The sequence below is a fragment of the Pseudomonas sp. NBRC 111123 genome (genome assembly GCF_001320205.1).
Lineage (GTDB): Bacteria > Pseudomonadota > Gammaproteobacteria > Pseudomonadales > Pseudomonadaceae > Aquipseudomonas > Aquipseudomonas putida_J.
Window position 1 is genome coordinate 71316 of sequence record NZ_BCAZ01000002.1, and the last position, 20990, is coordinate 92305.

The 20990-nt window shown below is 62.3% G+C and carries 21 protein-coding genes; 11 read left to right on the plus strand and 10 right to left on the minus strand.

The window, feature by feature from the left end; all coding sequences use genetic code 11:
- Positions 1–37: 37 nt before the first annotated feature.
- Positions 38–1327, minus strand: a complete 1290-nt coding sequence (locus tag APH27_RS01540; protein ID WP_060483811.1) for an MFS transporter — start codon at positions 1325–1327, stop codon at positions 38–40.
- Between the two features lie 359 nt (positions 1328–1686).
- On the opposite strand from APH27_RS01540, the gene APH27_RS01545 reads away from it, so the two are divergent.
- Together APH27_RS01545 and APH27_RS01550 are read left to right on the plus strand one after the other, a co-directional pair.
- Positions 1687–2085: an acyl-CoA thioesterase gene (locus APH27_RS01545; RefSeq protein WP_027917060.1), complete on the plus strand. Its 399-nt coding sequence runs from the start codon at positions 1687–1689 to the stop codon at positions 2083–2085.
- Positions 2086–2157: 72 nt separating this feature from the next.
- On the plus strand, positions 2158–3054 hold the full coding sequence (locus APH27_RS01550) for a D-hexose-6-phosphate mutarotase (protein WP_060483812.1): 897 nt from the start codon (positions 2158–2160) through the stop codon (positions 3052–3054).
- Between the two features lie 123 nt (positions 3055–3177).
- On the opposite strand, the gene APH27_RS01555 is transcribed toward APH27_RS01550, so the two are convergent.
- The 4 genes from APH27_RS01555 to purE all read right to left on the minus strand — a co-directional run bounded on the left by APH27_RS01555 (position 3178) and on the right by purE (position 5700).
- Complete coding sequence (locus APH27_RS01555; RefSeq protein ID WP_027917062.1) at positions 3178–3711, minus strand: DUF3299 domain-containing protein; 534 nt, start codon at positions 3709–3711, stop codon at positions 3178–3180.
- Positions 3712–3760: 49 nt separating this feature from the next.
- The gene (locus APH27_RS01560) at positions 3761–4006 is read right to left on the minus strand and encodes a GlsB/YeaQ/YmgE family stress response membrane protein (RefSeq protein WP_027917063.1); all 246 of its coding nucleotides are present in this window, start codon (positions 4004–4006) and stop codon (positions 3761–3763) included.
- A gap of 109 nt (positions 4007–4115) precedes the next feature.
- Positions 4116–5198: a 5-(carboxyamino)imidazole ribonucleotide synthase gene (locus APH27_RS01565; protein ID WP_027917064.1), complete on the minus strand. Its 1083-nt coding sequence runs from the start codon at positions 5196–5198 to the stop codon at positions 4116–4118.
- A 10-nt stretch (positions 5199–5208) separates the two neighbouring features.
- Entirely contained in the window at positions 5209–5700 is a 492-nt protein-coding gene (purE, locus tag APH27_RS01570; RefSeq protein WP_003253304.1) for a 5-(carboxyamino)imidazole ribonucleotide mutase, read from the minus strand.
- Between the two features lie 274 nt (positions 5701–5974).
- Between purE and APH27_RS01575 the strand changes: the two genes are divergently transcribed.
- The gene (locus APH27_RS01575; RefSeq protein ID WP_027917065.1) at positions 5975–6604 is read left to right on the plus strand and encodes a hypothetical protein; all 630 of its coding nucleotides are present in this window, start codon (positions 5975–5977) and stop codon (positions 6602–6604) included.
- On the opposite strand, the gene APH27_RS01580 is transcribed toward APH27_RS01575, so the two are convergent.
- A complete protein-coding gene (locus APH27_RS01580; protein ID WP_027917066.1) occupies positions 6596–7513 on the minus strand; it encodes a LysR substrate-binding domain-containing protein in 918 nt (305 codons plus the stop codon). The two genes, APH27_RS01575 and APH27_RS01580, sit on opposite strands and share 9 nt — an antisense overlap.
- A 182-nt stretch (positions 7514–7695) precedes the next feature.
- Here APH27_RS01580 and aspA point away from each other — a divergent pair, with 182 nt between their 5' ends.
- The 4 genes from aspA to APH27_RS01600 all read left to right on the plus strand — a co-directional run bounded on the left by aspA (position 7696) and on the right by APH27_RS01600 (position 12737).
- Positions 7696–9120, plus strand: coding sequence for an aspartate ammonia-lyase (aspA, locus tag APH27_RS01585; protein ID WP_060483879.1), 1425 nt, complete (start codon positions 7696–7698; stop codon positions 9118–9120).
- Positions 9121–9382: 262 nt separating this feature from the next.
- Positions 9383–10375, plus strand: a complete 993-nt coding sequence (locus tag APH27_RS01590) for an AraC family transcriptional regulator (protein WP_060483813.1) — start codon at positions 9383–9385, stop codon at positions 10373–10375.
- Positions 10376–10590: 215 nt separating this feature from the next.
- A complete protein-coding gene (locus APH27_RS01595) occupies positions 10591–11634 on the plus strand; it encodes a histone deacetylase family protein (RefSeq protein ID WP_027917069.1) in 1044 nt (347 codons plus the stop codon).
- Positions 11634–12737: a polyamine ABC transporter substrate-binding protein gene (locus APH27_RS01600; RefSeq protein WP_027917070.1), complete on the plus strand. Its 1104-nt coding sequence runs from the start codon at positions 11634–11636 to the stop codon at positions 12735–12737. Before APH27_RS01595 ends, APH27_RS01600 begins: the two co-directional genes overlap by 1 nt.
- A 61-nt stretch (positions 12738–12798) precedes the next feature.
- Here APH27_RS01600 and APH27_RS01605 read toward each other — a convergent pair whose 3' ends face one another.
- Complete coding sequence (locus tag APH27_RS01605; RefSeq protein ID WP_060483814.1) at positions 12799–14337, minus strand: PLP-dependent aminotransferase family protein; 1539 nt, start codon at positions 14335–14337, stop codon at positions 12799–12801.
- Positions 14338–14427: 90 nt separating this feature from the next.
- On the opposite strand from APH27_RS01605, the gene APH27_RS01610 reads away from it, so the two are divergent.
- From APH27_RS01610 to APH27_RS01620, 3 genes are read left to right on the plus strand one after another with little or no spacing between them, the layout of a single operon-like run.
- Positions 14428–15057: an FMN-binding negative transcriptional regulator gene (locus APH27_RS01610; protein WP_027917072.1), complete on the plus strand. Its 630-nt coding sequence runs from the start codon at positions 14428–14430 to the stop codon at positions 15055–15057.
- 11 nt (positions 15058–15068) lie between these two features.
- On the plus strand, positions 15069–15515 hold the full coding sequence (locus APH27_RS01615; RefSeq protein WP_060483815.1) for a GNAT family N-acetyltransferase: 447 nt from the start codon (positions 15069–15071) through the stop codon (positions 15513–15515).
- A 7-nt stretch (positions 15516–15522) separates the two neighbouring features.
- On the plus strand, positions 15523–16194 hold the full coding sequence (locus APH27_RS01620) for a GNAT family N-acetyltransferase (RefSeq protein ID WP_027917074.1): 672 nt from the start codon (positions 15523–15525) through the stop codon (positions 16192–16194).
- A gap of 167 nt (positions 16195–16361) precedes the next feature.
- On the opposite strand, the gene oadA is transcribed toward APH27_RS01620, so the two are convergent.
- Together oadA and APH27_RS01630 are read right to left on the minus strand one after the other, a co-directional pair.
- Complete coding sequence (oadA, locus tag APH27_RS01625; RefSeq protein ID WP_060483816.1) at positions 16362–18170, minus strand: sodium-extruding oxaloacetate decarboxylase subunit alpha; 1809 nt, start codon at positions 18168–18170, stop codon at positions 16362–16364.
- Between the two features lie 11 nt (positions 18171–18181).
- Positions 18182–19597: an acetyl-CoA carboxylase biotin carboxylase subunit gene (locus tag APH27_RS01630; RefSeq protein ID WP_027917076.1), complete on the minus strand. Its 1416-nt coding sequence runs from the start codon at positions 19595–19597 to the stop codon at positions 18182–18184.
- A gap of 204 nt (positions 19598–19801) precedes the next feature.
- Between APH27_RS01630 and APH27_RS01635 the strand changes: the two genes are divergently transcribed.
- Complete coding sequence (locus APH27_RS01635) at positions 19802–20749, plus strand: LysR family transcriptional regulator (protein WP_177326668.1); 948 nt, start codon at positions 19802–19804, stop codon at positions 20747–20749.
- Here APH27_RS01635 and APH27_RS26735 read toward each other — a convergent pair.
- Positions 20691–20909, minus strand: a complete 219-nt coding sequence (locus APH27_RS26735) for a PA3496 family putative envelope integrity protein (protein WP_082434957.1) — start codon at positions 20907–20909, stop codon at positions 20691–20693. The genes APH27_RS01635 and APH27_RS26735 overlap by 59 nt on opposite strands.
- Positions 20910–20990: the final 81 nt, after the last annotated feature.

Sequence of the window (20990 nt, forward strand, 5' to 3'; positions counted from 1 at the left end):
CTTTAGCCGCAAAGAGGCCGGGTAGCCTTGTTGCAGATCAGCGTTTGTTGGCGAGCAGGTACAGGCCAACGCACAGACCGACGGCACACAGCCCTGCCAAATAGTAGGCCGGTGCCATCGGGCTGACCTTGAGCAGCGCCGTCACCACCATCGGCGTGAGGCCGCCGAAGATGGCGTAGGCAACGTTGTAGGAGAACGACAGTCCGCTGAAGCGCACCACGGCCGGGAATGCCTTGACCATCACATACGGCACCGCACCGATCACACCCACGCAGAGGCCGGTCATCGCATACAGCGGGAACAACAGCTCAGGGTGGGTCGGCAGGCTGTGATAGAAGGTCCAGGAGCTGGCCAGCAGCAGCAGGCTCCCGATCACGAACACCCGCCCCGCACCGAAGCGGTCGGCCAGGCTGCCGGCGCCGATGCAGCCGATGCTGAGCAGCACGATCGCCAGGCTGTTGGCCTTGAGCGAGTCGGTGGGGCTGACGTGGTAGAGGGTCTGCAGCAGTGCCGGGGTCATCAGGATCACCACCACGATGCCGGCCGACAACATCCAGGTCAGCAGCATCGACAGGATGATCGGGCCGCGATGGTCACGCAGCACCGCGCGCAGCGGCAATTCTTCTGCCAGGGCCTTTCGCTGCTGCATCTCGGCGAACACCGGGGTTTCGTGCAGCCAGCGGCGCAGGTACACCGAGAACAGGCCGAACACACCGCCGAGCAGGAACGGAATACGCCAGGCGTAATCAGCCACTTCTTCGGCGCTGTAGAGGGTGTTGATCAGCGTCGCCACCAGCGAGCCGAGCAGGATGCCCGCCGTAAGGCCGGCGGTCAGCGTGCCACAGGCGTAACCCGTGTTGCGCGCTGGAACGTGCTCGGAGACGAACACCCAGGCACCCGGCACTTCACCGCCGATGGCCGCGCCCTGGATCACCCGCATCAACAGCAACAGGATCGGCGCCAACAGGCCGACCTGTGCATACGTCGGCAGCAGCCCCATGATCAGGGTCGGCAGGGCCATCATGAAAATGCTAAGGGTGAACATCTTCTTGCGCCCCAGCAGGTCGCCGAAGTGGGCCATGACGATGCCACCCAGCGGCCGCGCCAGGTAACCGGCGGCGAAGATGCCAAAGGTTTGCATCAGGCGTAGCCATTCAGGCATGTCGGCGGGGAAGAACAGCTTGCCGACCACCGTGGCGAAGAACACGAAAATGATGAAGTCGTAGAACTCCAGGGCTCCGCCCAGGGCGGACAGTGAAAGGGTCTTGTAGTCACTGCGGGTGAGTGGCCGCGAGGGCTGCTCGATACTGCTCGGCACGGAGGTCATCGCTCGTCGTTCTCTTAGAGGGCATGCAGGCCGCTTGGCACGCGGCTTCTGGATTAGGGCGAGGAGCGAAGATAGCAAATTGCCGAGCTACGCTGAAAGCGATACAAAATCTATACAGATATTCATTAATACGCAGTCGTCGCTGGGCAATTGGCTATATATACTGGCCGTTCGTAGGAAAAGGTTGCTTTAACCGTGGGAAATTGTGCGAAAACGCCGGTCTTGATGTCAGACGGTTTCGCAGAGTTTCCCTATGGCCGCCCAGCGAAACGGAATCGGCGTAGTATGTTGTCGGCTGAATCGTTTTCCCGGCCTTGCGCCACACCAACGAAAGCGTCACGGGTCAGAGGCCCCATCGCATGATTGAGCTCGAACAAGAAGATCCTATCCCGCAAGGCGATCTGGCCTTGCAGATCACCGCGCTGCCGCGCGAAACCAACGGCTTTGGCGACATCTTCGGCGGCTGGCTGGTCGCACAGATGGACCTGGCCGGCACCGCCATGGCCAGCCGCGTCGCCGGTGGCCGGGTGGCCACGGTGTCCATCGACCGCATGGCGTTCCTGGTGCCGGTGGCCGTGGGCGCGCAACTGTCGTTCTACACCCAGACCCTGGAAATCGGCCGCAGCTCGATCCGCATGATGGTCGAAGTGTGGAGCGACGACCCGCTGTCCAGCGAATGGCGCAAGGTAACCGAAGCGACGTTCGTGTTCGTTGCCATCGACGGCAGTGGCCGAACCCGCTCTGTGCCTCGTCGCTGAGCCTGGCGAGCGGTAAACTCATTGCACGTCATCGGGTCCAAGGGCCCACAGGCAATCAATGAGACGAGCGCAATGGCTACCTTCAAGGTCGAATCCGAGCAACACGGCGAACTCAACTGCTGGCGCATCAGCAGCGACCGCGCCGAACTACTGATCGCCCAGCAGGGCGCGCAGATCCTCAGCTACCAGCGTGTTGGCGAGCCACCGCTGCTGTGGCTGAGCGACCAGGCCATCTTCCGCCAAGGCAAATCGGTGCGTGCCGGTGTGCCGGTGTGCTGGCCGTGGTTTGGCAACCTGCAGCGCAATCCCTCATCGGTACAAGCGATGTTCCATGGCGAGCAGGCGCCCGCCCATGGCCTGGCGCGCACGCGTGACTGGCAGTTGCTGGGCATCGAAGAGACGGGCAGTTCGCTGCGTATCGAATTCGGCCTGCCCGAGGCGCAAGGCGCCCTGCCGGATTGGCCGCATGCGGTTGAACTGAAGTTGTTGGTGGTGCTGGGCGATGAGCTCGAACTGAGCCTGACCAGCCGCAACATGGGCAACAGCCCCGTTACCATCAGCCAGGCGCTGCACAGCTATTTCGCCGTCAGTGACGTGCGCCAGGCGCGCGTCGAAGGGGTCGAGGGGCTGCAGTACATCGAGACCCTGGCCGACTGGGAACAGCGCCAGCAGGAAGGCGCATTGGCGTTTGCCGGGGAAACCGACCGGATTTACCTGGATACGCCGCAGAAGCTGAGCATCGTCGATCCACACTGGGACCGGCGGATTACCTTGAGCTGCAGCGGCTCGCGCTCGGCGGTGATCTGGAACCCGTGGACCGAGCGGGCCAAGGAGCTGGCAGACATGGCCGATGACGGCTGGCAGCGGATGCTGTGCATCGAGACGGCGAATGTCTGGGATGATGTGGTGGAGCTCAAGCCCGGGGGCAGCCGATCTCTGCAGGTGAAGATCGGTAGCGTAGTGATCTGAATCCTGCTTTAGCAAGTCTGGCCCTTTCGCGGGTAAACCCGCTCCCACAGGATCATCACAGGCCCGAGGCTTGCGCTGTACCTGTGGGAGCGGGTTTACCCGCGAAGAGGCCAGCACGGGAGATCAGAGGTCGGCGTCTTCCACCACCCTCACCTTCCCCGCATCCAGCGCATAGGCCGCATCGGCCAGGTCATTGCTGACCTTCTCCACCTTCAGCTTGCCGCTGACCCAAAGCGGTGTGTAGATGTCATCGATCTTCAACCCCTTCGGATAACGCACCAGCACCAGTTGGTTGGGCGGTGGCGGCGGCACGTGGATACAGGCGCCAGGGTAAGGCACGAGGAAGAACAAGGTGCTGTTGCCCTTGGCATCGCTCTCCAGCGGCACCGGGTAGCCGCCGAGGCGGATGTCCTTGCCGTTCATGGCTGCCACGGTCTTGGTCGAATACATCACTGCGGGCAGGCCCTTGCTCTGCTTGAGCCCCCCCTTGGCAGTGAAGGTGCCATTGGCTTCCGGCGAGTTGTGGTCGATTTCGGGCATTTCTTCAAGCGCCTTCTGGTCCGACTTGGGCATCAGCTCCAGCCAGTCGGTTTCGGGCAATTCGGCATGGGCCAGGGCACTGGCCAGGAGCAAGGGAACGAGGAAAAAGGCACGCATGGAAATGCTCGGCAACTCGGGATGAATTGCCGGGCATTCTAACCAGAAATCAGCGTTTCCTGATCAATCCGTAGATCACCAGAAGGATGATCGCACCTATCAGCGCACCTATGAATCCTGCGGCCTGGCCCGCCTGGTAGATCCCCAGTGCCTGGCCGCCGTAAGTGGCGAGCAGCGAACCGGCGATACCCAGCAGAATGGTCATGATCCAGCCCATGCTGTCGTCGCCCGGCTTGAGGAAGCGGGCCAGCAGGCCGACGATGAGGCCGATGAAGATGGTTCCAATGATGCCCATGGCAGTCCCTCTGAAATGAAGATGGAGCAAGCCAAAGCCTAGACAGCGCTTTGGCTTGTTGCCATTTCAGAGGGCAAGCCGCTGGCAGAAGTTCGATCGAGCGCTTCGATCAGTTGCTGATCAACGCCTCTACTTCAGCGATCCTGGCCTTGAGGGTGGCCATGTCCGGGCAGCGCAGGGTGGCGTGGCCGACCTTGCGCCCGACCTTGAAGGCCTTGCCGTAGTGGTGCAGGTGGCAGTCGTCGATGGCCAATACCTTGTCCACCGCCGGTACTTCGCCAATGAAGTTGAGCATGGCGCTTTCACCGACCTTGGCGGTCGAGCCCAGCGGCAGGCCGGCAATGGCACGCAGGTGGTTTTCGAACTGGCTGCACTCGGCGCCTTCGATGGTCCAGTGCCCGGAGTTGTGCACACGCGGGGCGATTTCGTTGGCCTTCAGGCCACCGTCGACTTCGAAGAACTCGAAAGCCATCACGCCGACATAGTCCAGCTGCTTGAGCACGCGCCCGACGTAGTCTTCGGCCAGGCCCTGCAGGGGGTGCGCCTCGCTGGCCACCGACAGACGCAGGATGCCGCTCTCGTGGGTGTTGTGCACCAGCGGGTAGAAGCGAGTTTCGCCATCGCGGGCACGCACAGCCACCAGCGATACTTCGCCGGTGAACGGTACGAAGCCTTCCAGCAGGCAGGGTACGCTGCCCAGTTCGGCGAAGGTGCCGACCACATCTTCAGGCGTACGCAGAACCTTCTGGCCCTTGCCGTCGTAGCCCAGGGTGCGGGTCTTGAGCACGGCCGGCAGGCCGATGCTGGCGACCGCCGCATCCAGGTCTGCCTGCGAAAGGATGTCGGCGAACGCTGGGGTCGGAATACCCAGGTCGCGGAACATGCTCTTCTCGAACAGGCGGTCGCGGGCAATGCGCAGGGCTTCGGCGCTCGGGTAGACCGGGACGAATTGCGACAGGAAAGCCACGGTCTCGGCCGGGACGCTTTCGAATTCGAAGGTCACCAGGTCGACTTCGTCGGCCAGCTGGCGCAAGTGGTCCTGGTCGCCGTAGTCGGCACGCAGGTGCTCGCCCAGCGGGGCGGCACAGGCGTCCGGCGCAGGGTCGAGGAAGGCGAAGTTCATGCCCAGCGGGGTACCCGCCAGGGCCAGCATGCGGCCCAATTGGCCGCCACCGATTACACCGATCTTCATGGGTTCAGCCTCAAGCCTGGCGCGGGTCTGGATTGTCCAGCACGGTGTCGGTCTGCTCGGTGCGGAACTGCTTGAGTGCCGCGTGATACTGCGGGTACTTGGCGCCCAGGATGCTCGCCGACAGCAGTGCGGCGTTGACGGCGCCGGCACGGCCGATCGCCAGGGTGGCAACCGGCACACCGGCAGGCATCTGCACGATCGACAGCAGCGAGTCGACGCCCGACAGCATCGACGACTGGACGGGTACGCCCAGCACCGGCAGGTGGGTCTTGGCGGCACACATGCCTGGCAGGTGGGCAGCGCCACCGGCACCCGCAATGATCACCTCGATACCACGCCCTTCGGCCTCTTCGGCGTACTGGAACAGCAAGTCCGGGGTGCGGTGGGCGGAAACCACCTTCACTTCGTAGGGAATGCCGAGTTTTTCCAGCATATCGGCGGTGTGGCTAAGGGTGGACCAATCGGACTTGGAGCCCATGATCACGCCAACCAGTGCACTCATCGTCGAGCCTCTCCTGCAAGCGCCTTCTGGCGCGCTAAAAGCAACAAGCCACGCAGGTGGACCGGCGTGGCTCGTCATACGGATTCTGAATCGACCGGGTCGGCCGAAGGCGCGGGATTGTAGCGTATTTCTGGGCGGGCCGCCCACCCCCACAAGCACATGTCGGATCAAAGGGCAAGCTGTCTCGCGGGACAACTTTTCCTCCTGACCGACGGTGAGACTGCTCCGGACAATTCGCCCCCTTTCGACCCGGTCGTCATCGAAGGACGCAAAGATGCTCAATGCCCGCTACATCGCGCTCGCCATCAGCCTCGTTTACAGCCTTTTCCTACCGTCAGCCTGGGCTGCCAGAACGCTGGTGATCACGGTCTATCCACATGATGAACTGGCAGGCATCAGCGATCAGCAGCTGCATGATGACTTCTTCCAGCATTGGCTGGACGAAATGCGCTCCTTCACGCAGCACCCGATCGAAGTGATCTTTCAACGTGCCATTCCAGGGCTCACAGACATTGATTATGGTGCGATGACAGCCACACAGGTACTTGACGCTTTCACCCAGGAAATTGATGTCCAGCGCTCTGCTCGGCCCTTTTCTTTCATGAACAAGGACCTGCTGCTCACTATGGACAGTTATGATCGAAGTGGCCTGACTTTCGTGGCGGGCCTTGCCCACCCCAGCGGTACCACCGCAATAGCTTCGATGACCACCTATGCGGTACCCGGCCATGAAATCGGCCATATGCTTTCTGCCACCCACGAAAATGCCAGGACCGACTTCAACGGCTGGTTCTGCGAAACCTACATGTTTCCCGCGCGCATCGTGCTGCGCTCAAACTGCTACCGCTACAGCGAGCAAAACCGAGCGGCCATTGCCGACTACCTCAAGAACAACTCAAACTGATGCCTCGCCCGGGCCGCCTGCCGACTCCAGCTTGCGCCACAGCAAGCGCACGTTGGCCTTGCGCACCAGTGCACAGCGGTAAAGGCGGATTTCCAGCGGCACATGCCATTGGCTGCCCCCGCAGACCACCAGTTCACCGCGCTCCAGTTCACCGCGCATCGACAGGCGCGGCACCCAGGCTATCCCCATACCCTCAAGCGCCATGCTCTTGAGGCTGTCAGCCATGGCCGTTTCATAAACGGTGGTGTAGCGCAGGTTGCGCTGGCGCAGCAGCAGGTTCACAGAACGCCCCAAAAACGCACCGGCACTGTAGGCAAGCAATGGCACGCTGGCATCGCCTTCCAGGTCGAACATGGGCTTGCCGTCGGCACCCACCGCACACACCGGCAGCATCTCGGTGGTACCCATGTGCAGAGACGGGAAGATTTCGGCGTCCATCTGCAGCGCCGCATCGGGGTCGTAGAAAGCCAGCATCAGGTCGCAGCCTCCTTCACGCAGGGCATGCACCGCATCCCCGACGTTAGTCGCAACCAGGCGGGTGGCGATGTTCAGACCATCGTTGCGTAACTGGGCCACCCAGCGTGGGAAAAAGCCCGATGCCAGGGAGTGCGCGGCAGCCACTTGAATCACCTCCCCCTGACCGCCTTCAAGGTGGTGCAAGTGACGCAGAACTTCGCTCAACTGGTCGACAACGGTACGCGCGGTGACGAGAAACAGCTGACCTGCTTCGGTCAGTTCTATAGGCGTGCGGGAACGATTCACCAAGGTCAGCCCAAGCGCCGCCTCCAGGCTGCGTATGCGCCGGCTGAAGGCGGGTTGCGTAACGAAACGCCGCTCTGCCGCCTGGGAAAAACTGCGGGTGGAGGCCAAGGCACTGAAGTCCTCCAGCCACTTGCTTTCGAGGTTCATGAAGCAGATCTCCCGGCGTGCACCAAAATGGAACACGCTCGAATGTCAATTGGCGTCACATGAAACACTATGCCGTTTGTGCATAGGTTAGCGTGCAACAGCATTGGCCGCAAAATCCCCTTCAGGCCTAGGATTGGCGCCATTCCGGCATGTGCCGGGTCAAAATCGAGATGATATCCATCATGTCCTCCGCTGCATCGTTCCGCGTCGAAAAAGATCTGCTTGGTACCCTTGAAGTCCCTGCCGATGCCTACTACGGCATCCAGACCCTGCGCGCTGCCAACAACTTCCATCTCTCCGGTGTTCCGCTGTCGCACTACCCGAAGCTGGTCGTGGCCCTGGCCATGGTCAAGCAGGCTGCTGCCGACGCCAACCGTGAGCTGGGTCACCTGAGCGATGCCAAGCACGCTGCCATCAGTGCAGCCTGCGCCCGCCTGATCAAAGGCGAATACCACGACCAGTTCGTGGTGGACATGATCCAAGGTGGTGCCGGTACTTCCACCAACATGAACGCGAACGAAGTCATCGCCAACGTCGCGCTGGAGGCCATGGGCCACCAGAAGGGTGAGTACCAGTACCTGCACCCGAACAACGACGTGAACATGGCGCAGTCGACCAACGATGCCTACCCGACCGCCATCCGCCTGGGCCTGCTGCTGGGCCATGACGCGCTGCTGGCCAGCCTCGACAGCCTGATTCAGGCCTTCGCTGCCAAGGGCAAGGAATTCGACCACGTACTGAAGATGGGCCGTACCCAGCTGCAGGATGCCGTGCCGATGACCCTGGGCCAGGAATTCCGCGCCTTCGCCACCACCATGACCGAAGACCTGCAGCGCCTGCGCTCGCTGGCTCCGGAACTGCTGACCGAAATCAACCTGGGTGGTACCGCCATCGGCACCGGCATCAACGCCGACCCGGGCTACCAGGCCCTGGCCGTACAACGCCTGGCCACCATCAGCGGCCAGCCGCTGGTACCGGCTGCCGACCTGATCGAAGCCACCTCCGACATGGGCGCCTTCGTGCTGTTCTCCGGCATGCTCAAGCGTACCGCGGTCAAGCTGTCGAAGATCTGCAACGACCTGCGCTTGCTGTCCAGCGGCCCGCGCACCGGCATCAACGAGATCAACCTGCCAGCGCGCCAGCCAGGCAGCTCGATCATGCCAGGCAAGGTCAACCCGGTAATTCCTGAGGCCGTCAACCAGGTGGCCTTCGCCATCATGGGCAACGACCTGGCCCTGACCGTCGCCGCCGAAGGTGGCCAGTTGCAGCTGAACGTGATGGAGCCGTTGATCGCCTACAAGATCTTCGACTCGATCCGCCTGCTCCAGCGCGCCATGGACATGCTGCGCGAGCACTGCATCGTCGGCATCACCGCCAACGAACAGCGCTGCCGTGAACTGGTCGAGCACTCGATCGGCCTGGTCACCGCCCTGAACCCGTACATCGGCTACGAAAACGCCACCCGTATCGCCCGCGTTGCCCTGGAAACCGGCCGCGGCGTACTGGAACTGGTGCGTGAAGAGAAGCTGCTGGACGACGCGATGCTCGACGACATCCTGCGTCCGGAAAACATGATCGCCCCACGTCTGGTTCCGCTGAAGGCGTAACTCAGGCCGCTGCAAACCGTCTCACCAGGTCGAGGGACTAGACACCTCTCAACCTTTCAAAGGCCCGAGCGCACGCTCCGGGCCTTTTTTTTGGCCTGGCGTGAGGTATTTGGCGCCAGGGAGATCCAGGGCCGCCCGCGCGGCGCATCGCGAATAAATTCGCGCCTACAATTGTTTCGGGCCAGTCATGCCTGAGTGCTTCTCTCATGCCCGGCACGCAACTTGCTCCATAATGCCTCCCAGGCCCACGGGATGACCGAGCATGCTGCACAGCCACCTGACCACCCTCAACGCGGTTTCGCTGATCCTCAACCTGTTCCGGGAAGAAGGCTGCGAGGCAACGACGCTGCTCGCCGGCAGCGGTATAGGCCCGGCCGACCTTGGCCATAGCGACGCACGTATCACCACCCAGCAAGAGCTGCAGGTATGCGCCAATGCGGTAGCCCGGCGCGAGGAGATCGGCCTGGAACTGGGCAGGCGCATGCATGTGTCGTGCTACGGCATGCTCGGTTACGCCCTGCTCTCCAGTGCCACTTTGGGTGACGCCCTGCGCCTGGCGCTGCAATATCCGGCACTGCTGGGAACAGTCTTCAAGCTGCGCCTGGTCGACGATGGCCAACGCGTCTGGTTCAGCGCCAGCGAATACCACGACAGCCCTGCCCTCGCCGCCTTCAATGCCGAATTCTGCCTGGTGTCGTTGAAAGTGATTTGCGATGACCTGCTCGGTCGCACGCTGCCGCTGCTCGGCGCCCGCTTCGAGCACGCGCGGCCCGGCTACCACGGCCTGTACACCGGGGCCTTCCAGTGCCCGCTGGCCTTCGACGCCGAGGACAACGCCTTTGCCTTTGAACGGCGCTGGCTGGATATTCCATTGCCGCTGGCCGACCCGATTACCCACAAGGCCATGAGCGAGCGCTGCCGGCGCCTGAACCTGGAGTTCACCGGGCGCCAGGCCTGGCTGGGGCGTATACGCGAGCTCCTGCTGCAACAACTGGATGCGGCGCCGGGGCTGGAGGGGCTGGCGCGGCAGATGAACTGCTCGTCGCGGACCTTGCGTCGGCACCTGCAGGCGCTGGGCTGCAGTTATCAACAATTGCTGGATGAACTGCGCTTCGATCGGGCCAAGCAATTGCTGGCCGATGAGCAGATGCCGATCTACCTGATTGCCGAGACCCTGGGGTTCAGCGAGACCGCGAGTTTCCGCCATGCCTTCCAGCGTTGGAGCGGTGTGGCGCCCAGCCATTTCCGCGGTTGATCTGTACCGGCCCCTTCGCAGGCAAGCCCGCTCCCACAGTAACTGCGCCGCTTAGAGGGCGGTGCAGTACCTGTGGGAGCGGGCTTGCCCGCGAAAGGGCCAGTGCAGGCCAACGAGCTTGGCCACATCGATCCCCTTTTGGCCGTTTGCGTCGTTCTCCGCCACCTGGCGGCCCGTGAAAATGGGCCCACGCCAGTACCACCGGAGAACAACAAATGCTGACGATCTATTCCGATGATCACCGCCTGCACCATGGCCGCTGCGAGCTGATCGATGGCAAGCTGATGCCTTGCTTCGAAATGCCCTCACGCGCCGACCACGTCCTCGAGCAAGTAAAAAAGCGCAACCTCGGCGATGTCCAGGGCCCGACCGACTTCGGCCGTGCGCCGCTGCAACGCATCCACAGCGCCGACTACCTCGACTTCTTCCAAGGTGCCTGGGCTCGCTGGGCCGCGCTTGGCCACGACGGCGACCTGCTGCCCTTCACCTGGCCGGCGCGTACCCTGCGCCAGGTCAAGCCAACCGGCCTGCACGGCGAACTGGGCTACTACAGCTTCGACGCCGGCGCTCCGATCACTGCAGGCACCTGGCAGGCCGCCTATAGCGCTGCGCAAGTCGCCCTCACCGCCCAGGCTGCCATCCAGCAAGGCGCTCACTCGGCCTTCGCCCTGTGCCGTCCACCAGGGCACCACGCCGCCGCTGAAGTCATGGGCGGCTATTGCTACCTGAACAATGCCGCGATTGCTGCCCAGGCCTTCCTCGATCAGGGCCGTGCCAAGGTGGCCATCCTTGATGTCGACTACCACCACGGCAACGGCACTCAGGACATCTTCTACCAGCGTAGCGATGTGTTCTTCGCCTCGATCCACGGCGATCCACAAGATGAATTCCCGTTCTTCCTCGGCTATGCCGACGAAACCGGTGAAGGCGCAGGCACTGGCTGCAACATCAACTACCCGCTGCCTGCCGGCAGTGACTGGGCAGCCTGGAGCGCTGCACTGGAAGACGCCTGCCAGCGCATTGCCGCGTATGACGCCGACGTGCTGGTGATCTCCCTGGGCGTGGACACCTTCAAGGACGACCCGATCTCCCAGTTCAAGCTGGACAGCCCGGATTACCTGGAAATGGGCCAGCGCATCGCCCAGCTCGGCAAGCCAACCCTGTTCGTGATGGAAGGCGGCTACGCTGTGGAAGAAATCGGTATAAACGCGGTCAATGTGCTGGAAGGCTTCCAGCGCGCCCAGCCAGGAGCCCGGTAATGGTCCGACTCAAGCGTCTGCTCGCCCCGTTCATCGCGGCCACCCTGTTCACCGGTGCCCTGCACGCTCAAGCCGAGCAGCGCACCCTGCGTGTGTATAACTGGTTCGATTACATCACTCCGCAGACCTTGAGCGACTTCCAGAAGGACAGTGGCGTCAAGCTGATCTACGACATCTTCGACACCAACGAAGCACTCGAAGCCAAGCTGCTCACCGGCAACTCCGGCTACGATGTGGTAGTGCCGTCCAACGTGTTCCTTGCCAAGCAGATCGAAGCCGGTGTGTTCCAGCCACTGGACCGCAGCAAGCTACCAAACTGGCAACACCTGGACCCGGCGCTGATGAAGCTGATCGAAGCCAACGACCCGGGCAACAAGTTCGCCGTGCCGTACATGTATGGCACCATCCTGATCGGTTTCAACCCAGACAAGGTCAAGGCCGTGCTCGGCGACCAGGCCCCGGTCGACAGCTGGGACCTGATCTTCAAGGAAGAGAACATCGCCAAGCTCAAGCAGTGCGGCGTCGCGCTGCTCGACTCGCCGTCGGAGATCCTGCCACTGGCGCTGCAGTACCTGGGCTTGCCACCCAACAGCGACAATCCGGAGGACTACAAGAAGGCCGAGGCGCTGTTGCTGAAAATCCGCCCCTACATCACCTACTTCCACTCTTCCAAATACATGGCTGACATCGCCAATGGCGACATCTGCGTGGCAGTGGGCTACAGCGGTAGCTTCTCGCAGGCCGCCAACCGCGCCAAGGATGCGAAGAACGGCGTGGTGGTGGACATGCGCCTGCCCAAGGAAGGTGCACCGATCTGGTTCGACATGCTGGCGATTCCGAAGAACGCGGCCAACCCTGAGGATGCCCACGCCTTCATCAATTACCTGCTGCAACCCAACGTGATTGCACCGATCAGCGACTTCGTCGGCTATCCGAACCCCAACAAGGACGCCACCGACAAGGTCAGCCCGGCGATTCGCAATAACCCGAATCTGTACCCGACGGCGGAGGCGATGGCCAAGCTGTATACCCTCAAGCCCCTGTCGCGTGAGGCTGAACGGGCGCGGACTCGGGCCTGGACCCGAATCAAGTCCGGTACCTGAGTCGCCTTCTCGCGGGTAAACCCGCTCCCACAGGGTCCGCGCCGTACCTGTGGGAGCGGGTTTACCCGCGAAGAGGCCTCCAAGCCATACGCAATTTCAGCAGAGCCTCGGCGATTTGCCCTTCCGCCACCGCCGCAAACCCCAACACCAGCCCTGCCCGCTTATCCACAGGCACCTCGCTATCCTCCAGCCAGTAACTGCTCAGCGGATTCACCTCAACGCCCACCGCTTCCGCCCTGGCCACCAGCTCCTGCTCCCGCGCAAAGTTATCCACATCCACCTTCACATGCAGCCCAGCGGCCACCTCCGGCATCGCACCAAGCCCCGGCACATCCACAGGCCATCCCGCCTTGAGCACATTGCGACGGCTCAACGCTGCCTTGCGCATGCGCCGGATATGCCGCTGGAAGTGCCCTTGGGCCATGAACTCGGCCATGACGCACTGGGTGCCCACCTCTGAATGCCGTACCGCCAGCGCGCGGCCCTGGCTGAACGCCTGCACCAGCCGTGGCGGCAGCACCAGGTAACCCAGACGCAACGCCGGGAAGGCGATCTTGCCGAAGGTACCCACGTACAACACCCGCCCCTGGCGGTCGAGCGCTGCCAGCGGGGCCAAGGGAGCACCGCTGTAGCGGTACTCGCCGTCGTAGTCATCCTCGATGATCCAGCTATCGTTGCGCTCGGCCCAGGCCAGCAACGCCAAGCGCCGCGGCAAGCTCATGGTCACGCCGGTCGGGTACTGGTGCGCCGGGGTGACATAGGCCAGCCGACAGTCCGACAACTGCTCCAGTCGCTGGCAATCCATGCCCTCCTCGTCCACAGGCACACCGGTGACCTTGGCACCGGCCACAGCAAAGGTATGCCCCGCGGCGCGGTAGCCCGGGTTTTCCACAGCCACGCCATCGCCCGGCTGCAATAGCAACTGTGCACAAAGGCTGATGGCCTGCTGCGCGCCACTGGTGATCACAATTTGTTCAGCCGTGCAGGTAAGGCCGCGCGAACGGCGCAAGTAGGCGGCAATGAGCTCGCGTAATACGAGCTCACCCGCCGGGTCGCCATAACCCAACTGCGCAGGAGACGGATTACGCCAGAAACCCGCCTGCAGCTTGGCCCAGACGTCAAACGGGAATAGATCGAATGCCGGAATACCGACACGAAATGCCTTGGGCGCACCGCTTTTTGGGGGCGGCAGGTGGTTACTTTTCAGACGCCGCAGCGGCCCGGTGGAACACCCGCTGCTGGATAAATCCTCAGTATTTTCAACAGTAAATGTGGATAAGTCTGTTGATAAACCCCGGGATAACCCTGTGGACAGTTGTGTGGATAGTTTTGCCCGCCGGCTGACATAGGTGCCATCGCCGACCCGGCTTTCGATGAAGCCCTCGGCATACAGCTGGTCATAGGCACGCACCACGCTGTTGCGCGACAGCGCCAGCACCTTCGCCAGGTCACGCGTGGCGGGCAACCGGGTGCCGCTGCTCAGGCGGCCATCCAACACCCGCGCACGCAAGGCCTGGTACAGCTGCTGACTAAGCCCGCGACGCCGATCGAGCACGATACCGGCAGGGTCGAAAGGCAATACGAGGGGGCGCTCGCTCATGGCATTGGACCTATCAAAACAGTCAGTAATGGCTCTTACATAGAGCCAATAGCCTGCCTAGGATGGAGCCATTCGACAAGGACCCAGCGTATGTACAACAGCAAACCCCATCAGGAACATGACCTTGAGCGCTTGCACCAGCACATGCGCGACACCCGCCTGGCCGTGCTGATCAGCCACGGGCAACAGGGCTTGCTGGCCACCCACCTGCCGGTATGGCTCGACACCCGCGAGGGCGAGTTCGGCACTGTCTACGCACACCTGGCACGGGCTAACCACCAATGGCAGGAACTGGAGCAAGGCGCCGAAGCACTGCTGGTATTCCCGGGTGCCGACGCCTATGTCAGCCCCAGCTATTACCCGAGCAAAGCCGAAAACCCCAAGGTGGTGCCGACCTGGAACTACCTTGCCGTGCACGCTTACGGCACAGCCGAAGTGATTCACGATGCTGCGCCGCTGCTGCAGATCGTCAGCCGCCTGACCGACCGCCACGAACAGGGCCGTAGCGAGCCCTGGAGCGTCGCCGACGCCCCCGCCGACTACCTCGACGGCATGCTCCGCGCCATCGTCGGCATCCGCCTGCCCATTGCTCGCCTGCAAGGTGCGCGCAAGCTCAGCCAGAATCGCTCGGTGCAGGATATCGCCGGTGTGCGCGATGGTCTGGGCGCCAGCCCGGACTACCTGGACAACCAACTTGCGGCGCACATGCGCCAACTCTGAAGGAAAAGCCCATGCCCAGCGTCACCCTGCGCCCTGTCAGCGCCCAAGACCACGCCGCCTGGCTCGCCCTGTGGCAAGCCTACCTGCACTTCTACCAGACCGAACTGGCCGACGAGGTAAGCCTCAGCACCTGGCAACGCTTGCTCGCCCCCAACGAGCCGACCCATTCGACCCTGGCCTGGGTCGATGGCAAGGCGGTGGGCATGGTCAACTTCATCTACCATCGTTCCAACTGGAGCATCGAGGACTCCTGCTACCTGCAGGACCTCTACGTGGACAGCAGCCAGCGTGGCCTGGGCATTGGCCGCCAGCTGATCGAGCACGTGTATGCCACGGCCAAGGCCGCCGGCTGCATCAAGGTGCACTGGCTGACCCACGAAACCAACGCCACCGCCATCAGCCTGTACGAGCAGGTTGCCGAGCGCCCGGGCTTCATCCAATTCCGCAAAGGGCTGTAGGCCGCACATGACTGACGCATTGAACTGGAAACCCGCCGCTACACCCAAGGCCGAGCCCATCGACGGCCGCTTCATCCGCCTGGAAAAACTCGACCCGGCGCGCCACGGCGCCGACCTTTGGGAAGTGTTGCAAGGTCCGGCAGCCGATCCAGTGTTGTGGGACTACCTGCCCTACGGCCCGTTCACCGAGCGCGCGGCCTTCGATCGCTGGCTGCAAGCCAACGCCGCCGGCCACGATCCGCTGTACTACACGGTCATCGACCGCGCCAGCGGTCAGGCCCAGGGTGTGCTCACGCTGATGTCGATCGTGCCCGACCATGGCCGCATCGAGATCGGCCATATCGCCTTCGGCGCCCCCATGCAGCGCACGCCCAAGAGCACCGAGGCTGTCTACCTGCTGGGCAAGCTCGGTTTCGAACTGGGCAACCGTCGGCTGGAATGGAAGTGCAACAACGCCAACGCCCGCTCCAAGCGCGCGGCAGAGCGGTTCGGCTTCACCTTCGAAGGGGTGTTCCGCAAGCACCTGGTGGTGAAGGACCATAACCGCGATACGGCGTGGTACTCGATTACCGATGATGAGTGGCCACAGGTCGCGGCGGGATTCGAGCGGTGGTTGAGTGAGGCGAACCAACAACCGGGCGGCCAGGTAGAGACCCTCGAGGTTTGCCGCAGAGGCTGAACACTGTATCAGGGTTTCTGACGTCTTCGCGGGTAAACCCGCTCCCACAGGCACTGCCTTCTACCTGTAGGAGCGGGTTTACCCGCGAAGAAGCGGGTGAGATACAGCATAAAAAAAGGGGAGCATCCGCTCCCCAGAGGTTAACCGCTTGTAGATGAAGGCTTATCTCAGCCCTCGATCTCGATCAGGATTTCACCCGGCGTCACGCGATCGCCCTTGGCCACATGGATGGCCACGACCTTGCCAGCAATAGCCGCCTGCACTTCGGTCTCCATCTTCATCGCCTCGGTGATCAGCACCGCCTGGCCGGCCTTGACCACATCGCCTTCCTTGACCAGTACATCGACGATGTTACCTGGCATGGTGGTACTGACGTGGCCCGGTGCGCTGGCCTGCTTGCGCTTGCTGCCACCACCGCCGACAAACTCGTTGAGCGGCTCGAACACCACTTCTTCCGGCATGCCGTCGATCGACAGGTAGAAGTGACGCTTGCCTTCGGCCTTTACGCCCACACCGGTGATGTCGACGCGGTAGGTTTCACCGTGTACGTCGATGACGAACTCGGTCGGTACGCCTTCACCACTGTGGGAGGCCACTGCGCCCGCTTCAGGAATCGGCAGCAGGGCTTCCGGGGTCAGGGTGCCGGCCTCACGCTCTTCGAGGAACTTACGGCCAATGTCCGGGAACATGGCAAAGGTCAGCACGTCTTCTTCGCAGCGGGCCAGCGCGCCGATGTCACCACGCAGCTTGGCCATCTCTGGCTTGAGCAGGTCGGCCGGGCGCACGTCGATCACTTCTTCGCTGCCGATCGCCTGGCGGCGCAGCTGCTCGTTGACCACGCCCGGGGCCTTGCCGTAACCGCCTTGCAGATACAGCTTCACCTCGTTGGTGATGGTCTTGTAGCGCTCACCGGCCAACACGTTGAAGAACGCCTGGGTACCGACGATCTGCGAGGTCGGGGTCACCAGCGGCGGGTAGCCGAGGTCTTCACGCACGCGCGGGATCTCTGCCAGCACTTCGTTCATGCGGCTCAGCGCGCCCTGCTCCTTGAGCTGGTTGGCCAAGTTGGAAATCATCCCGCCTGGCACCTGGTTGACCTGCACGCGGGTGTCCACGGCGGTGAACTCACTTTCGAACTGGTGGTACTTCTTGCGCACGGCGTAGAAGTACAGGCCGATTTCCTGCAGCAGCTCCAGGTCCAGGCCAGTATCGAACTCGCTGCCCTTGAGCGCGGCGACCATCGACTCGGTACCCGGGTGGCTGGTACCCCAGGCGAAGCTGGAGATCGCTGTGTCGATGTGGTCGGCACCGTTTTCCACAGCCTTGAGCTGGCACATGGCGGCCAGGCCAGCGGTGTCGTGGGAGTGGATGAACACTGGCAGCGATTGCTCGGCCTTCAGCGCCCTGACCAGTTCACCGGTAGCGAACGGGGTCAGCAGGCCGGCCATGTCCTTGATCGCCACCGAATCGCAACCCATGGCCTCCATCTGCTTGGCCTGGGCGACGAACGCGTCGATGGTATGCACGGGGCTGACGGTATAGGCGATGGTGCCCTGGGCGTGTTTGCCGGCAGCCTTCACCGCTTCGATGGCGACACGCAGGTTACGCACATCGTTCATGGCGTCGAAGATGCGGAACACGTCGATGCCGTTGACTGCAGCCTTGGCGACGAAGGCCTTCACTACGTCGTCGCTGTAGTGACGGTAGCCCAGCAGGTTCTGGCCGCGCAGCAGCATCTGCAGGCGGGTGTTGGGCAGGGCTGCGCGCAGTTTGCGCAGACGCTCCCACGGGTCTTCTTTCAGGAAGCGCACGCAGGCGTCAAAGGTGGCGCCACCCCAGACTTCCAGCGACCAGTAGCCGACCTTGTCGAGCTTGTCGCAGATCGGCAGCATGTCTTCAGTACGCATGCGGGTGGCCAGCAGGGACTGGTGGGCGTCGCGCAGGATCGTGTCGGTTACGTGAATTTTCTTGGACATTATGGGGTTCCTCACAGGCCTGCGTGGGCGGCGATGGCGGCGGCGATGGCCAGGGCCAGCTCTTCGGGTTTGCGCTTGATCGAGTAGTTGGTCAGTTCCGGGTGGCTTTCGACGAAGCTGGTGTTGAACTGGCCGCTACGGAATTCCGGATTGCGCAGGATTTCCTGGTAGTACGCTGCGGTGGTCTTGACCCCTTGCACGCGCATGTCGTCCAGGGCCCGCAGGCCGCGGTCCATGGCTTCTTCCCACGTCAACGCCCAGACCACCAGTTTCAGGCACATGGAATCGTAAAACGGCGGAATGGTGTAACCGGTGTAGATCGCCGTGTCAGTACGCACGCCCGGGCCGCCAGGGGCGTAGTAACGGGTGATCTTGCCGAAACTGGGCAGGAAGTTGTTCTTCGGGTCTTCGGCGTTGATGCGGAACTGCAGCGCATAACCGCGGTGCTGGATGTCTTCCTGCTTGACCGACAGCGGCAGGCCCGAGGCGATGCGAATCTGCTCGCGAACGATGTCGATACCGGTGATTTCCTCGGTGATGGTGTGTTCCACCTGCACCCGGGTATTCATCTCCATGAAGTACACCTCGCCATCGGCGAGCAGGAACTCCACGGTACCGGCGTTCTCGTAGTTCACCGCCTTGGCCGCGCGCACCGCCAGGTCGCCGATGTAGGCGCGCTGCTCTGGGGTGAGTTGTGGGCTGGGGGCGATTTCGATGAGCTTCTGGTTACGGCGCTGGATCGAGCAATCGCGCTCGAACAGGTGCACGACGTTGCCGAAGCTGTCACCGAGGATCTGCGCCTCGATGTGCTTGGGGTTGACGATGCACTTTTCCAGAAACACTTCTGCCGAACCGAAGGCCTTGGTAGCCTCGGAAATCACCCGCGGGAAATTCTGTTCCAGCTCTTCACGGCTGTTGCAACGGCGAATACCACGGCCGCCACCACCGGAAGTGGCCTTGAGCATCACCGGGTAACCAATGCGGTCACCTTCGCTCAGGGCTTCGTGAATGTCGGCAACGTTGCCTTCGGTGCCCGGGGTCACCGGCACACCGGCCTGGATCATGGTGCGGCGCGCTTCGGTCTTGTCGCCCATGCGGCGGATGACGTCGGCGGCCGGGCCGATGAACTTGATCCCGCGCTCGGCGCAGATTTCCGCAAGTTCGGCGTTTTCCGACAGGAAACCATAACCTGGGTGCAGGGCGTCACAGCCAGTTTCCACAGCAAGGTTGACCAGCTTGCGCGGGTTCAGGTAGCCAGCCAGCGGCTCGGCACCAATGCTGTGGGCCTCGTCGGCGCGTTTGACGTGCAAGGCGTGACGGTCGGCGTCGGAATAGATCGCGACAGAGCGAATGCCCATCTCGGCGCAGGCACGCACGATCCGAACTGCGATTTCACCCCGGTTGGCGATCAGGATTTTTTTTATCACTGGAGTCTTCCCAAAGCCGTAGGAACAGACGATCCGGTTTTACCGGTCGGCGCGTGACCAGAGGTTGCTGGCCAGTCGCATATTCACCCTAGCGCTGAAGGACGATAAACAAAAATCAATATTTGTTAGGGGCTGTATTAGCAAAAGCTTATAGTTCGGTAACAAGGTATTGCCGAAGAGCCGATAATAATGCGTAAGTCCTTGATGCGTATGACATTGCGTCAATTGCAGATTTTCAACGAGGTGTGCGATTTGCGCTCGTACAGCCGTGCGGCGGAGGAGATGGCACTGACGCAACCCGCCGTTAGTCTACAGATCCGCCAGCTTGAAGAGCTGATCGGCCAGCCGTTGTTCGAGTACGTCGGCAAGAAGCTCTACCTGACCGAAGCCGCCGAAGCACTGCAACGGGCCAGCCGCGACATCTTCGGGCGCCTGGAAAGCCTCGACATGCAACTGTCGGACATGCAGGGCTCACTGCAGGGGCAGCTGAAACTGGCGATCGAGTCCAGTGCCAAGTACTTCGTGCCACACCTGTTCGCCGCCTTCAAGCAGCGCCACCCGGAGGTCAACCTGACCCTCACCGTGGTCAACCGCGCCCAGGCGATACGTCGGCTTTCCGACAACCGCGACGACCTGATCATCATGTCGATGGTGCCACAGGACATGGGACTGGAGTTTCTGCCGTTTCTCAACAACCCGATCGTCGCCGTTGCACCGCCGGACCATGCGCTGTGCAAGCTTGAGCAACTGCGCCTGCAGGATCTGGAGCCTCATACCTTGCTGGTTCGCGAGCAGGGTTCAGGCACGCGCAAAGCCTGCGAGGAGTACTTCAAGGACAAGCGTGTGCACTTCACCCAAACGCTTGAAGTGGCCTCGGCCGATGCCCAGCGCGAATGCGTGATCGCAGGCCTGGGTATCGCCCTGCTGACCCGCCATGCAGTGAACATGGAGCTGGCGGCAGGCGTGCTCAGGGAATTGCCAGTGGAGGAACTGCCCCTGTATCGCAGCTGGTGCGTGGTGCAGGCCAAGGCCAAGCGGCAGTCGCCTGTCGCCTTGGCCTTTCTGGCATTCATCCGCAGCGAACGTGCGTTGATCAGCGCACTTGTTGAGCGCTTCTCGGGGAAGCTGCCACCGACGCTTGCCAAACCGTGAGCTCTCGCAACTCGGGATAATCCACAAGTTCACGAAGCAGTTGACGTTGGTCGCAATAGCTTTCGATCGCGCGGCGGTATTCCATGCGGCGCTGATCCTTTTCCTGCTGCTTGCGAGCCTTGGCGCTGGGTTGGTACGAACCGTCGAAGTCACGAGCCATTGCCTGTCTCCCAGTTAGGATGCGGGAGTTTCAGACTGGCCTTGAGGGTTTACGGTTTGGCTGTGGAATGGTGACAGAACC